At 64.5% G+C, this 12,867-nt stretch carries 14 protein-coding genes; 1 reads left to right on the forward strand and 13 read right to left on the reverse strand.

Annotated features, from left to right (window positions below):
* Position 1 precedes the first annotated feature (1 nt).
* From phnD to phnG, 9 genes are all read right to left on the reverse strand, one after another.
* Positions 2-910: a phosphonate ABC transporter substrate-binding protein gene (gene phnD, locus NKJ13_RS00085; RefSeq protein WP_352737544.1), complete on the reverse strand. Its 909-nt coding sequence runs from the start codon at positions 908-910 to the stop codon at positions 2-4.
* A gap of 88 nt (positions 911-998) precedes the next feature.
* Complete coding sequence (phnC, locus tag NKJ13_RS00090) at positions 999-1,847, reverse strand: phosphonate ABC transporter ATP-binding protein (RefSeq protein ID WP_352737543.1); 849 nt, start codon at positions 1,845-1,847, stop codon at positions 999-1,001.
* A gap of 219 nt (positions 1,848-2,066) precedes the next feature.
* On the reverse strand, positions 2,067-2,684 hold the full coding sequence (locus NKJ13_RS00095) for a DapH/DapD/GlmU-related protein (protein WP_352737542.1): 618 nt from the start codon (positions 2,682-2,684) through the stop codon (positions 2,067-2,069).
* Entirely contained in the window at positions 2,681-3,388 is a 708-nt protein-coding gene (phnL, locus tag NKJ13_RS00100) for a phosphonate C-P lyase system protein PhnL (protein WP_352737541.1), read from the reverse strand. The genes NKJ13_RS00095 and phnL overlap by 4 nt, the downstream gene beginning before the upstream one ends.
* A gap of 2 nt (positions 3,389-3,390) precedes the next feature.
* Complete coding sequence (phnK, locus tag NKJ13_RS00105) at positions 3,391-4,167, reverse strand: phosphonate C-P lyase system protein PhnK (protein WP_352737540.1); 777 nt, start codon at positions 4,165-4,167, stop codon at positions 3,391-3,393.
* Positions 4,164-5,075, reverse strand: a complete 912-nt coding sequence (locus NKJ13_RS00110; protein WP_352737539.1) for an alpha-D-ribose 1-methylphosphonate 5-phosphate C-P-lyase PhnJ — start codon at positions 5,073-5,075, stop codon at positions 4,164-4,166. The genes phnK and NKJ13_RS00110 overlap by 4 nt, the downstream gene beginning before the upstream one ends.
* Positions 5,072-6,184 carry a carbon-phosphorus lyase complex subunit gene (locus NKJ13_RS00115; RefSeq protein WP_352737538.1) on the reverse strand — a complete coding sequence of 371 codons (1,113 nt, stop codon included), beginning with the start codon at positions 6,182-6,184 and terminating at the stop codon, positions 5,072-5,074. The genes NKJ13_RS00110 and NKJ13_RS00115 overlap by 4 nt, the downstream gene beginning before the upstream one ends.
* 1 nt (position 6,185) lies before the next feature.
* A complete protein-coding gene (phnH, locus tag NKJ13_RS00120; protein WP_352737537.1) occupies positions 6,186-6,797 on the reverse strand; it encodes a phosphonate C-P lyase system protein PhnH in 612 nt (203 codons plus the stop codon).
* Complete coding sequence (phnG, locus tag NKJ13_RS00125; protein WP_352737536.1) at positions 6,797-7,258, reverse strand: phosphonate C-P lyase system protein PhnG; 462 nt, start codon at positions 7,256-7,258, stop codon at positions 6,797-6,799. Before phnG ends, phnH begins: the two co-directional genes overlap by 1 nt.
* 134 nt (positions 7,259-7,392) lie before the next feature.
* Here phnG and phnF point away from each other — a divergent pair, with 134 nt between their 5' ends.
* On the forward strand, positions 7,393-8,136 hold the full coding sequence (gene phnF, locus NKJ13_RS00130) for a phosphonate metabolism transcriptional regulator PhnF (protein WP_352737535.1): 744 nt from the start codon (positions 7,393-7,395) through the stop codon (positions 8,134-8,136).
* 18 nt (positions 8,137-8,154) lie between these two features.
* Here phnF and NKJ13_RS00135 read toward each other — a convergent pair whose 3' ends face one another.
* The 4 genes from NKJ13_RS00135 to NKJ13_RS00150 all read right to left on the reverse strand — a co-directional run bounded on the left by NKJ13_RS00135 (position 8,155) and on the right by NKJ13_RS00150 (position 12,857).
* Positions 8,155-9,171: a zinc-binding alcohol dehydrogenase family protein gene (locus NKJ13_RS00135; protein WP_352737534.1), complete on the reverse strand. Its 1,017-nt coding sequence runs from the start codon at positions 9,169-9,171 to the stop codon at positions 8,155-8,157.
* A 70-nt stretch (positions 9,172-9,241) separates the two neighbouring features.
* Positions 9,242-10,207 (reverse strand): ABC transporter permease, encoded by a 966-nt coding sequence (locus tag NKJ13_RS00140; protein ID WP_352649512.1) that lies wholly within the window; start codon positions 10,205-10,207, stop codon positions 9,242-9,244.
* Positions 10,204-11,757, reverse strand: a complete 1,554-nt coding sequence (locus NKJ13_RS00145) for a sugar ABC transporter ATP-binding protein (RefSeq protein WP_352737533.1) — start codon at positions 11,755-11,757, stop codon at positions 10,204-10,206. The genes NKJ13_RS00140 and NKJ13_RS00145 overlap by 4 nt, the downstream gene beginning before the upstream one ends.
* A gap of 104 nt (positions 11,758-11,861) precedes the next feature.
* On the reverse strand, positions 11,862-12,857 hold the full coding sequence (locus NKJ13_RS00150) for an ABC transporter substrate-binding protein (protein WP_352737532.1): 996 nt from the start codon (positions 12,855-12,857) through the stop codon (positions 11,862-11,864).
* Positions 12,858-12,867 lie beyond the last annotated feature (10 nt).

The following is a 12,867-nucleotide window of genomic DNA, read 5'->3' on the forward strand; positions in this document are numbered from 1 at the left end:
TTCAGCCGCCGATCGCGGCTTTGCGGGCTTCGACGATGACGCTGTAGAAGTCGGGCTTCACCGGAACGTAGCCGGTGAAATCGCCGCCTTCGATGGCCTCGAAGCAAGGCTTGTCCTTGGCCGGCAGGCTGGTGAAGAAGTTGGCGAGCTTGGCGCTCATATCGCCGCCGAGTGCGGTGCGCACGACCAGCGGGCCGTTCGGGATCAAGCCGGAGCGCCAGACTTCGACGAAATCGTTGGGGTCGACGGCGCCCTTGGCGACTTCCTTGTGGAAGGTGCCGGAGGTGTAGCCGTTCTTGAAGTCGCCAATGCCCGAGGAGTCGTCAACCGCAACATCGACCTTGCCGTCGCGAACGGCGAGGAGGTTGTTCTCGTGGCCGCCATTGAACTGGGTCGAGGCGAAGAAGGTTTCGTTCGAGGCGCCGGTGTCCTTCGGGATTTGGGTCAGCGGGATCAGATAACCGGAGGTCGAATCCGGGTCGGCATAGCCGAGCTTCTTGCCCTTTGCCGACTTGATGTCGGTGATGCCGGACGACTTCAGCGCCAGGCCGATCGAATAATAGCCGGTCGCGCCGTCGGTCTGCTGGGTGGTGAGGATCGGGGTCACGGCGTTCGGATCCTTGAGGTAGACGCTGGCATAGCCTGACGCGCCAAGCTCGGCGAAATCGAGGGTGCCGCCGAGCAGGCCCTGGATCACCCCGTCATAGTCGGCGGCCGGGAACAGCGAGACCTTCTCGAAGCCGAATTCGGACTTCAGGTGATCGGCGAGGCACTGAAAGTTGCGCAGCCGGTCCGCTTCATTTTCACCACCAAGGATGCCGATGCGGAATTCCTCGATATCCTGGGCGTGAGCGGCACTTGTTGCGATGGCGAGCAATGAAACCGCGCCAAAAACCATCTTCCTGAACATTATCTCTCTCCTGTTGGTTCCGGCTTCGCGCCGGAGCGTTCGAACTTTTGACGAGTGCCTTTGACGCGGGCGGGCGATCAGGCCGTTCTCAGTAGCCAGGGAATACGGGCTCGAGCGGTCCGGCGGATGCAGCGATTTTCTGTTTGATGGCGACGCTGGTCGAGGTGATGGCCTCGGAGATTTCGCCGCCATTGCTGTCGGCGCCGTAGACCATGCGCACGGCCTCCCGGTTGAGGTCTTCGGGCGGGCCGTCGAAGACAACCTTGCCGGCGGCCATGCCGATGATACGGTTGCAATAGTTGCGGGCCGTATCAAGCGTATGCAGATTTGTGATGACGGTGATGCCTTCGCGCAAATTGATGTCCTGCAGCGAATCCATCACCACCTTGGCGTTGAGCGGATCGAGCGAGGCGATCGGCTCGTCCGCCAACAGCACCTTCGGCTGCTGCATCATGGCACGCGCAATAGCAACGCGCTGCTGCTGGCCGCCGGAAAGCGTGCCGGCGGGCTGCAGTACGGTGCGGGCGATGTCGAGACGCTCAAGGGCGGCAACAGCCTCGGCGCATTCACTGCGCGAGAACATGCCGAACAGGTTGGACAGCGTCGAGCGGTGGTTGAGCCGGCCGAGCAGCACATTGGTCAGCACGTCCAGGCGCGGCACCAGATTGAACTGCTGGAAGATCATGGCGCAGTCGCGCTGCCATCGCCGGAGCGGCGAGCCGCGCAACCCGGAGACTTCGACGCCGTCGAACAGGATGGATCCCTGGCTGGGATCGATGAGGCGGTTGATCATGCGCAGAAGCGTCGATTTGCCGGCGCCGGAACGGCCGATGATGCCGACCATCTGACCGTGCGGGATCGCGATGTCGACATTGCTGACGGCGGTGTTCTTGCCGAACCGGCGGGTGACGCCGCGGATTTCGAGCGTAGCTGACATGGTGCAGGCTCCAGTCCAATCGCAATTGAAGGTCTGTTGACCCTCGCTAGCGCAGCCGCATGAACCTGCGGTGTCGGAACGATGTCAGTTTTGTTACTGCCCACAGCCTGGAGCGGCGCGGCCAATCCAGCACGAGAGGCTCGAATGGTGAATGGTGACAAGAAAGGCTTTCCTGAGCCTCGAAACCTGTCCGCTGCCCCCTTCACCATTTCACGACCCTTAGCCGCCATACTTCTCCAGGAAAGCCTCCGCCGACAGTTCCCGAAAGTCTTCGAGCGCGGCGCGCAGCCGAGCGTGGTCCCAGTCCCACCAGGCGAGCGCCTGGTAGCGCTCCGCGGTGCGGCGGTCGAAGCGTTCGCGGATCGGCTTGGCCGGTACGCCGGCGACGATGGTGTAGGGCGCGACGTCCTTCGACACCACCGCGCCGGCGCCGACCGCCGCGCCGTCGCCGACGGTGACGCCGGGCAGGATAGTCGAGCCGTGGCCGAGCCAGGTGTCGTGGCCGATGGTGACGCGCTTGGCGCGGCGCTGGGCGAAGAATTCGCTTTCGTGCTCGGCGTCGTCCCAATAGTCCGAAGCGCGATAGGTGAAATGGTGCAGCGTCGGCCGCCAGGTCGGGTGGTTGGTGGCATTGATGCGCACGCTGGCGGCGATGTTGGCGAATTTGCCGATCGTCACGCACCAGACGCCGCAGTCCTGCATCATGTAGGAATAGTCGCCGAGCGTGCTTTCGGAAACCCGGCAGCGCTCGGCGATCTCCGTCCAGCGGCCAAGCGTCGAGTTCTCGACTTGCGCCGTCTCGTGGATCAGCGGTGCCTCCGACAGTTTCCTGGTCATGCGGCGATTTTTCCGGCGGCGAAGGCGGTCACGTCGATGACGCGGTCGGCGACCGCCTCACGCACGTCGTGATCATGGAAGATGCCGAGCAAAGCGACGCCCGCCGCCTTCTTGGCGGCGATCAGGGAAATCACGACGTCGCGGTTCCTTGCGTCGAGCGAGGCGGTCGGCTCGTCTAGCAGCAGGATCGGATGCTCGGTGATGAAGCCGCGCGCGATGTTGACGCGCTGCTGTTCGCCGCCGGAGAACGTCGCCGGCGGCAGCGCCCAGAGTTTTTCCGGCAGGTTCAGCTGCGCCAGCAAGGCACGTGCCTTGCCGCGCGCGACCTCACGCTCCTCGCCGCGCTCGACCAGCGGCTCGGCGACGACATCGAGCGCCGAGACACGCGGCACGGTGCGCAGGAACTGGCTGACATAGCCGATGGTAAGCCGGCGGACGGCAAGCACGGTGCGCGGGCTGGCCGCGGCGAGATCGATCAGCCCGCCCTCGTGCTGGACGATGATCTGGCCTTCGTCGGCGGCATAATTGCCGTAGAGCATTTTCAGGATCGAGCTCTTGCCGGCCCCGGACGGGCCGCCGAGCACGGCGCATTCGCCGGCCCTGATCGCGAACGAGACGCCGGCAACCACCGGCAATTTGATGCCGTCGCGCAGATGCATGGTGAAGCTCTTGGCGACATCGGAGACGACGAGGGGGGTTGCCATAGTCACACCTGCAGAATGGAAGAAACGAGAAGCTGGGTGTAGGGCGCGCGCGGATCGTCGAGGACGCGGTCGGTGAGGTCGCTTTCGACGACGCGGCCGTCCTTCATCACCATCATGCGCTGCGACAACAGCCGCGCCACCGCGAGATCGTGGGTGACGACGATCGCCGCCAGGCCGAGATCGGTGACCAGCCCGCGCAGCAGATCGAGCAGACGTGCCTGCACCGACACGTCGAGACCACCGGTCGGCTCGTCCATGAACACCAGCCGTGGGCCGGTAACGAGGTTGCGGGCGATCTGCAGGCGCTGGCGCATGCCGCCGGAAAAGGCGCGCGGCTCGTCGTCGATGCGGTCTTCGTCGATCTCGACGCGCGACAGCCAGTCGACCGCCGTGGCTCGGATTTTTCCGTAGTGGCGGTCGCCGACCGCCATCAGCCGCTCGCCGACATTGGCGCCGGCCGACACCGTCATGCGCAGACCATCGGCGGGGTTCTGGTGGACAAAGCCCCAGTCGGTGCGCATCAAAAAGCGGCGCTCGGCCTCGCTCATGCGGTAGAGCTCGCGGAATTGGCCATCGCGCATGCGGTAGCTGGCGGTGCCGGAGCTGGGCAGTAGCCTTGTCGACAGGCAGTTGAGCAAAGTCGTCTTGCCGGAACCGGATTCGCCGACGACAGCCAGCACTTCGCCCGGCCACAGATCGAAGGTGACGTTCTCGCAGCCGACGCGCGAGCCGTAGAATTTGGACAGCGCAGAGACGCGCAGCAGCGGTTCGTCCGTCATTGCGCCGGCTCCGTTTTTTCCAGGGCAAGAGGGATTTCGGGCGCAAGATGGCCGCGATGGCCTTCGGCCCGCCGCTTCTCGCAATGATCGGTGTCGGAGCAGACGAACATGTGGCCGCCATGGTCGTCGAGGATAACTTCGTCGAGATAGACGTTCTCGGCCGCGCACAGTGCGCAGGGCTGGTCGAAGGTCTGCACCTCGAACGGATGGTCCTCGAAGTCGAGGCTGACCACATCGGTGAAGGGCGGCAGTGCATAGATGCGCTTTTCGCGGCCGGCGCCGAACAATTGCAAAGCCGGCGAACGGTGCATTTTCGGGTTGTCGAATTTCGGCGTCGGCGACGGGTCCATCACATAGCGGCCCTCGACCTTGACCGGATAGGCATAGGTGGTGGCGATGCGGCCATGTTTGGCGATGTCCTCGTAGAGTTTTACATGCATCAGGCCGTATTCCTCCAGCGCATGCATTTTGCGCGTCTCGGTCTCGCGTGGCTCGAGGAAGCGCAGCGGTTCGGGGATCGGCACCTGATAGACCAGCACCTGACCCGCGCTCAGCGGATGCTCGGGGATGCGGTGGCGAGTCTGGATGATGGTCGCCTTGGCCGTCTCGGTGGTGACGGCGACATTGGCGACCTTCTTGAAGAAGGCGCGGATCGAGACGGCATTGGTGGTGTCGTCGGCGCCCTGGTCGATGACCTTGAGCACATCATCCGGGCCAATGATCGAAGCGGTGACCTGCACACCGCCGGTGCCCCAGCCATAGGGCATCGGCATTTCGCGCGAGGCAAACGGCACCTGGTAGCCAGGGATGGCGATACCCTTGAGGATCGCCCGGCGGATCATCCGCTTGGTCTGCTCGTCGAGATAGGCGAAGTTGTAGGTGGCGATGTCGGTTGGTTGTGCGGTCATTCCGCGGCCTCTCTCTTCTCTTCGGCCTTGCCGGCGTTTTCGCGGGCGTCGTGCTCGGCGCGCATGCGGCGCACGAGGTCGAGCTCGGCCTGGAAATCGACATAGTGCGGCAGCTTCAGATGCTCGACGAAGCCGGTCGCCTGGACATTGTCGGAATGCGAGATGACGAACTCCTCGTCCTGGGCGGCGGCGACGACATCCTCACCCAACTCCGAGGCACGCAGCGCGCGGTCGCATAGCGCCATGGCCATCGCCTTGCGCTCGCTCTGGCCGAAGACGAGGCCGTAGCCGCGGGTGAATTGCGGCGGCGCCTTGGCCGAGCCCTTGAACTGATTGACGATCTGGCATTCGGTGACGCGGATGCTGCCGAGCGGCACGGCAAAGGGCAGTTCCGGCACGTCCAGTTCCAGTTCGACCTTACCGATACGGACCTCGCCGACGAAGGGATGGTTGCGCGCATAGCCGCGCTGGGTGGAATAGCCGAGCGCCAATAAAAACCCCTCATCGCCGCGCGACAACGCCTGCAGGCGGATGTCGCGCGCCATCGGGAATTCGAGCGGCTCGCGGGTGATGTCGCCGGGGACATGATCTTCAGGCATGTCGCCGTCGGATTCGATCAGGCCCTCGCGGGCGAGGATCGCCGACACGCGCGGCATGGCTTCCGCCTCGCCGGCACGCTGCTCCGGCTCGGCGACTTCGCCGCCTGCGGCAAGCTCGGGATCGAGCAGCCGGTGGGTGTAGTCGAAAGTCGGGCCGAGCAACTGGCCGCCGGGCAGGTCCTTGTAGGTCGCCGACACCCGCCGCTCGACCAGCATCGTGCCTGTGTCGACCGCCTTGGTGTAGCCGAAGCGCGGCAGCGTGGTGCGATAGGCGCGAATGAGGAAGATCGCCTCGATCATGTCGCCGCGCGCCTGGACGATGGCGAGTGCCGCCAATTCCCTGTCGTAGAGCGAACCTTCACTCATTACCCGGTCGACGCCGAGCGCCAGTTGCTCGACGATCTGGTCGAGGCGAAGTGCGGGCACCGAACGATCGCCGCGCCGGCGGTCGGCGAGCAGTTTGTGGGCGTTGCGAATGGCCGCTTCGCCACCCTTTACCGCGACATACATCCTACGCCTCCATCGTCTTGATGCGCGTCGTGCGCGGCAGGCAGGCAATCGCGTCGGACGTGGCGAGGATGATATCGACGCCACGCGGAAAGCGCTGGTTGTTCTGCTTCCATTGCTCGACGAAATGACGCGGCATTTGCGCCGGCGCGATCGTCGCCGTCTTCTCGATGCCCGGGCCTTCGAGCAGCAGCGGAGCGCCGGAGACAAGATCGCTGACCTCGAGGATCAGCGTCGTGGAGCGATCGGGATAATCCTGGGTGCCTTGCGAAAACCCGTCGAGCGCCATCATCTCGGCCGGCGTGGCGATCAGCGCGAAATGCGCGTCGGCCGGGGTGTTGGCGAGCGGCGCGCCGGTATGGAAGCCAAGCCAGGATTTCACCGTCGCCGAAGCCTGCAAGGCGGGGTCGAGCCAGAGCGGCGTGTCGTTATCGCACAGCGCCAGCGCAATGGCGCCCGCGGTGGCTGACAGCGGCGTCGGTGGATGGGTAAAGACCGGCAGGGGCTGCAGTGTGCCCGGCCGCGCCATCGCGTCCATCACTGCCCGGAAGACCGTCTGGGCGTCGAACACCGGATCGGCAAAGCCGCCTTCGATCGCTTGGGTTACGATGTCCATCAGTCTTCTCCGCGTACCATGGTGAAGAAATCGACCTTGGTCGCCGCCGTCTCGGCGCGGCGCTGGTCACGGGCCTTGGCCAGTGCCGTCCGCAAGGGCGCGACGAGCCTGGCCTCGACCTCGTTGCGGTGAGCCGGGTCCTGCCAGAGCGCGTCGGCGATTGCCGCCAGCCTTGCCTTCTGCTTGTCGCGGCCGAGCGCATAGCAGTGGCCGACCTGTCCGGAGGCGAGCCGGACGGTGGCGCGGGTGACCGTCGCCTCGCCAACGTTGAACGGCGCGCCGCCGCCACCGATGCGGCCACGCACGGTGACCAGGCCGGTTTCGGGGCCGCGCAGGAGTTCCGCCTCAGAAGGCAGGCCGGCTTCGTTCCACAGACGGACGATATCGTCGCTGGTCGATTGCGCCAGCGTTGCCATAACGGCCTTGCGCCCAGCCTGATCGCGCGCTTCCTGTCCTCGCATGGTTAACACTCCCTTGCATTGAAATTTGTCTATTGATATAGACAATTATACAAATTATATCTATTATCTAATGCGTGTCTATGACGGGTGCATGACAAGGGCGAGAAGAGGGGGCGCAAAGGTTGGGGCAGAAAATGATCGGACAAGCCAACAGCATCGAGCGGCGCAGCGGTGTCGCGCTGTGGCGGCAGATCGCCGATCGGATCCTGCATTCGATTGCCGTCGGCGATTTTCCCGAAAATGCGGCGTTGCCGCCGGAGGTGGCACTTGCCGAGCGCTATGGCGTCAACCGCCACACCGTCCGCAGCGCCATTGCAGCGCTGGTGCAGGAGGGTGTGCTCAGGGCAGAGCAGGGGCGGGGCACCTTCGTGCTGTCGCGCAGGCGGCTGTCATATCCGATCGGCGCCCGCACCCGCTTTTCGGAGGGATTGCAAGGACAGGCGTCCGAGCGGCATATCACCTTGCTTGCGTCATCGGTCGAGCCTGCCAACCGTCGTGTCGCAGAGAGCTTAGGCCTTGCAAAGGGGGTCGACGTGATACGCCTGGAAACGCGCGGCGAAGCCGATGGAATGCCGGTGTCCCGCGCTGCCGGCTGGTTCGATGCCAGGCGCTTTGCCGGGATCGATGCTGCCATGGCGGAAACGGGTTCGATCACCGCATCGCTGGCACGCTTCGGCGTCAGCGACTATCTCCGGCAATCGACGGTGCTGTCGGCGCGCCATGCCGATGCCGCCGACCTTGCGGACCTCGACCTGCAGCCCGGCGCCATCGTGCTGGTGACGGTCGCCGTCAACGTCACGCCCGACGGTCAGCCGATCCAGTTTTCGGAGTCGCGCTTCCCGGCCGAGCGGATCGAGCTCAAACTGTCGGCGCTCTGAGATGCGCCAGCCCCGGCATCATCCGACCTGAATGACAGCCTTGATCAGGCCGGACTTCTCATGCGCCCAGCGGGCGAGGTCATGCGGCGTTTCGCCAAGCGTCGTGCGGTGCGTGACGAGCTTAGCCAACGGCACCGCGCCGTTGCGGATCGAGGCGGCGACATGGTCGAAATCGGCACGCAGCGCGTTGCGGCTGCCGATCAGCATCATCTCGCGCTTGTGGAATTCGGGATCGGAAAAGGCGATGTCGTCCTTGACGACGCTGACCAGCACCAGCGCCCCGCCATGCGCGACATGGGCGAAGGCCGACTGCACCGACTGGGTGTTGCCGGTGGCATCGAAAACCATGTCAAAACCGTCGCCGTCGGTTGCTTGCCGCACCAGGTCCGCAGCAGCGCCCTGCGAGCCGTCGAGGGTCGCGAAGCCGAGTTCGCTTTCGGCGAAACTCAGCCTCCCCGCACTCATGTCGAGCAGCGTCACGTCGAGCCCGGCGATGCGGGCGAACAGCGCCGTGCCGAGCCCGATCGGGCCAGCGCCAATGACCAGCGTGCGCGCACCTGGATCAGCCAGCGAGCGCCGCACGGCATGGGCGCCGATCGCCAGGAATTCCACGGCAGCAGCATCGGCCAGCGACAGGCCGTTTGCCGGATAAAGATTTTGCGCCGGCACCAGGATTTGCTCGCACATGGCGCCGTCGCGGTGGACGCCGAGCACCTCGATCTTGACGCAGCAATTCGGCTTGCCGTGCCGGCAGGCGATGCATTTGCCGCAGGCGAGATAGGGATTGACGACCACCGGTTCGCCGATTGCCAGATCGACGCCCTCACCAACCTCGATCACGGTGCCGGAAACTTCGTGGCCCATAGTGCGGGGATAGGCGAGGAACGGGTGCTTGCCTTCGAAGATGTGATAGTCGGTGCCGCAGATGCCGACATGGCTGACGGCGACCAGCGCCCAGCCGGCGGGCGGCGCGCCAGGCGCCGGGCGATCTTCGAGGACAAGTTCGCCGGGCGAGCGGCAGACGACGGCTTTCATGCTTCAATCCAGTCGGTTCATGGCACCGCCGGCTCTGCTGTCGCGAGGCCGGCGGTTGTGGGGAGGCGGTCTATTTGCCGCGGCGGCGCAGCCCGTCGAAATAGACGATGACGATGATCAGCACACCGGTGATGATGCGCTGCCAGAAGGCGTTGACGTTGAGCAGATTGGCGCCGTTGTTGATGGTGGCAAGGATGAAGGCGCCGAGCAGCGGCCCGTGCACTGAGCCGACAGCGCCGAACAGCGAGGTGCCGCCGATCACCGAGGAGGCGATCGCCTGCAATTCCCAGCCCTCGGCCTGTGTCGGATTGCCGATGCCGATGCGCGAGGCGAGAAGCACGCCGACGAATGCCGCACACAGCCCCGACAGCGTGTAGGCCATGTAGATGGTGCGCTGGACGTTGACGCCTGACAGGCGCGACGCCTCGGCGTTGGAGCCGACCGAGAACAGATAGCGGCCCCAGCGGCTGTGGTGCAGGAAGATGTAGGCCGGGATGCCGACCAGGATCACCATCCAGAACAGATTGGGGACGCCGACGAAGGAACTGCGCGAGAACGTCTGGAAGGCATCGTTGTTGATCGAGATCGAGTTGCCGTTGGTCATCAACAGACCGATGCCGCGCAGCGAGGTCAGCGTCGCCAGGGTGATGATGAAGGGTGGGAGGCCCATCTTGACGATGCCGAAGCCGTGGAACATGCCGATGGCGACGCCGACCAGCAAGGTAATCAGGATGGCCAGGAACACCGGTGTGCCGGCGTTGATCAGCATCGCGACGATGACTGTGGCGAAGCCGACCACGGCGCCGACGGAAAGGTCGATGCCGCCCGTGATGATGACGAAGGTCTGGCCGACCGCCAGGATGGCGATCATCGACCCTTGCCGTAACAGGTTCGAGATGTTGTTGGCCGAGGCGAAGCTCGGCGTCGCCACCGACAGGATGACCCACAAAAGAACCAGCAGCGCCAGCAGTGTCAGCCCGAACAGGGCGTTGTAGTTGCGTTTCGGCCTTTCGGCAGCGATCGCCTCGGTGCTCATATCTTCCCTCCCGGTCTTTCTTGTTTCTCGGCCAGCGCCTGGGTGAGGATCTCCTCGTGATCAGCGGTCCGAAACCCGTGCGTAGCCACCAGTTTGCCGCGCCGGAACACATGCAGCGTGTCGGCGAGTTCATAGACCTCGGGCAGGTAGGACGAGATCAGGATGATGCCGGCTCCTTTGGATAGCAGCGCGCCGAACAGGCGGTAGATCTCGGCCTTGGTGCCGACATCGACGCCAACCGTAGGCTCGTCGAAGATGAACAGCTTGGCGCCGTGGGCGAGCCATTTGCCGATGACGATCTTCTGCTGGTTGCCGCCGGACAGGCTGGAGGCCAGGGCGCTGCGTGTCGGCGTCTTGATGCGCAGGTCAGCGATCTGGCGATCGGCTTGCGCCTTTTCCTGCGCGCGCGAGATCAGCAGATTGCTCGAGATGCGCTTGTAGATCGGCAGATTGAGGTTGAGCCCGACCGGCAGGTTGAGGCAGAGGCCCTGGTCGCGGCGGCTTTCGGGGGCCAGCGCCATGCCGAGCCTGATCGCGTCATGTTCGGAATTGACCTTGACCTCCTTGCCCTCCCAGAGGATCTGCCCGGCCGATTTGCGGTGGCGGCCATAGAGCGTGGTGACGAACTCGCTGCGCCCGGCGCCGATCAGGCCATAGAGACCGACGATCTCGCCGGCGCGGACGGACATCGAGACATTTTCGAAGCCCTTGCCCGACAGGTTCCTGGCTTCGACGATGGTCGCGCCGAACGTGAAATGCTCCTTGTGGTAGACCTGCTCGATCGAGCGGTTGATCATCATCTTGACCAGCTCGGCGTCATTGGTCTCGGCAATGTTCCTGGTGCCAACCAGCGTGCCGTCGCGCAGCACCGAGACGCGGTCGGCGAGCTCGAACACTTCTTCCATGCGATGGCTGATGTAGATGATGGTGACGCCTTCGCCCTTCAGCCGACGGATCAGCGTGAACAGCTGGTCGGCCTCCTTGCGGGTGAGGTAGGCGGTCGGTTCGTCGAAGATCAGGAATTTGGTGCCGCGCACCGTGGCGCGGGCGGCGGCGATCAGCTGCTGCTGGCCGATGGTCAGGTCACCCAGCATGACATGCGCCGGCAGGTCGAAGCCGAGATCGTCGATGATCTTCTGCGCCTGCCTGACCATCGCCCGCTGCTGGAGGATGCCGAAGCGGGAATCCTCCTCGCCGAGGAACATGTTGGCGGCGACGGTGAGATGGCGGCACAGGACGACTTCCTGATGCACGGCATTGATGCCGAGCGCCATCGCCTCATGCGGCGTTGCCAATGCGGCAGGCTTGCCCTCCCAGATGACGTCGCCGGAGGTGCGCGGCATGACGCCGGTCAGAAGCTTGATCAGGGTGGATTTGCCGGCGCCGTTCTCGCCGACGATGGCGTGGATCTCGCCGGCCTTGAAGGCGAGATCGACCGGCTTCAGCGCATGGGTGCCGGGATAGCGCTTTTCCAGCCCGCGGAGTTCGAGGATGGTCCTGCCCGGTTCCAGCGTTGGGGCCGGATGGAGTTCCTGCGCCGTCGACATCATGACAATCCTCCCAGATTGGCCCCCAAAGATTGGCCTCGCGATTGGCACGAGTGGGATGTTTCCGGGGCGAAAAGGCCCCGGAAACAGTTCACTTGCGGCTATGCTCAGTCGAGCTTCGGGTTGAGCAGCGCGTCGATCTTCGGATCCTTCATGTTGGCCTTGGTGACCAAATTGGCGCCGGTATCGACATTGGCCTCGACCTTCTCGCCCTTCGAGGCGGCGAGCGCCGTTTTGATGCCGTCATAGCCCATCCGGTACGGATCCTGAACGACGAGAGCCGAAATGACGCCGTCGTTGAGGAACTTGATCAGCTTCTCGTCGCTGTCGAAACCGACCAGCCCGACCTTGCCGGCAAGACTGTTCTCGGCGATCGCCTGACCGACGCCCTGCGCCATGATCAGGTTGGAGGCGAAGATGCCCTTGAGGTTGGGGTTGGCGGTGATCAGGTCGGTGGCGATGTTGAGGCCGGTGGTGGCCTGGCCGTCGGCGTATTTGTCGGCGACCAGCTTGAGGCCCGGATATTTGGCAGCGAGCTGTTCCTTAAAACCCTGGGCGCGCTGTTCGAGCGAGCCGGCGCCCGGAAGCGCGGTGATCAGGGCGACGTCGCCCTCGACCTTGCCGCCATTGGCTTCGCCGATGGCTGCGGCAAGGCCGTCAGCGGCAACGCGGCCGCCCTGGATGTTGTCGGTGGTCAGGAACGAGGTGAAGGCCTTGGAGTCGGCGCCGGAGTCGATACCGATGATCTTGACCTTGGTGGCGGCCTCGTCGATCGGCTTGCCGAGCGCCTTGGCTTCGGTCGGCGCGATGACGACGGCGGCCGGGTTACCGGCGACGGCATTTTCGAGGATCGAGATCTGGCCGTTGACGTCGGTCTCGGCCTGGGCGCCGAGCTCCGGCACGTTGACGCCGAGATCCTTGCCGGCCTTGCGGGCGCCGGCCAGAACGATCTGCCAGTAGAAGGACGTGGTGTCCTTGACGATGATCGGGATGGTCACGTCGGCCGCGGATGCCGGCGCCGAATGCATCACGCCGGCAAGCATCGAGGCGGCTGCAAGTGCCACGACGGCGCGGCGATTGAGAATGCTGGTCACGAATTTCATTAGGAGTCCT

The sequence above is a fragment of the Mesorhizobium sp. M0174 genome (genome assembly GCF_040322275.1).
GTDB lineage: Bacteria > Pseudomonadota > Alphaproteobacteria > Rhizobiales > Rhizobiaceae > Mesorhizobium.

What these genes read in the sequence shown, in the direction of transcription:
- phnG (WP_352737536.1), bottom strand. Translation starts at nt 7,258, where the DNA reads ATGCGAGGACAGGAAGCGCGCGATCAGGCTGGGCGCAAGGCCGTTATG.
- phnL (WP_352737541.1), bottom strand. Translation starts at nt 3,388, where the DNA reads ATGGCAACCCCCCTCGTCGTCTCCGATGTCGCCAAGAGCTTCACCATG.
- NKJ13_RS00110 (WP_352737539.1), bottom strand. Translation starts at nt 5,075, where the DNA reads ATGACCGCACAACCAACCGACATCGCCACCTACAACTTCGCCTATCTC.
- NKJ13_RS00115 (WP_352737538.1), bottom strand. Translation starts at nt 6,184, where the DNA reads ATGTATGTCGCGGTAAAGGGTGGCGAAGCGGCCATTCGCAACGCCCAC.
- phnH (WP_352737537.1), bottom strand. Translation starts at nt 6,797, where the DNA reads ATGGACATCGTAACCCAAGCGATCGAAGGCGGCTTTGCCGATCCGGTG.
- NKJ13_RS00095 (WP_352737542.1), bottom strand. Translation starts at nt 2,684, where the DNA reads ATGACCAGGAAACTGTCGGAGGCACCGCTGATCCACGAGACGGCGCAA.
- phnF (WP_352737535.1), top strand. Translation starts at nt 7,393, where the DNA reads ATGATCGGACAAGCCAACAGCATCGAGCGGCGCAGCGGTGTCGCGCTG.
- phnD (WP_352737544.1), bottom strand. Translation starts at nt 910, where the DNA reads ATGTTCAGGAAGATGGTTTTTGGCGCGGTTTCATTGCTCGCCATCGCA.
- phnC (WP_352737543.1), bottom strand. Translation starts at nt 1,847, where the DNA reads ATGTCAGCTACGCTCGAAATCCGCGGCGTCACCCGCCGGTTCGGCAAG.
- NKJ13_RS00150 (WP_352737532.1), bottom strand. Translation starts at nt 12,857, where the DNA reads ATGAAATTCGTGACCAGCATTCTCAATCGCCGCGCCGTCGTGGCACTT.
- NKJ13_RS00140 (WP_352649512.1), bottom strand. Translation starts at nt 10,207, where the DNA reads ATGAGCACCGAGGCGATCGCTGCCGAAAGGCCGAAACGCAACTACAAC.
- NKJ13_RS00145 (WP_352737533.1), bottom strand. Translation starts at nt 11,757, where the DNA reads ATGATGTCGACGGCGCAGGAACTCCATCCGGCCCCAACGCTGGAACCG.
- phnK (WP_352737540.1), bottom strand. Translation starts at nt 4,167, where the DNA reads ATGACGGACGAACCGCTGCTGCGCGTCTCTGCGCTGTCCAAATTCTAC.
- NKJ13_RS00135 (WP_352737534.1), bottom strand. Translation starts at nt 9,171, where the DNA reads ATGAAAGCCGTCGTCTGCCGCTCGCCCGGCGAACTTGTCCTCGAAGAT.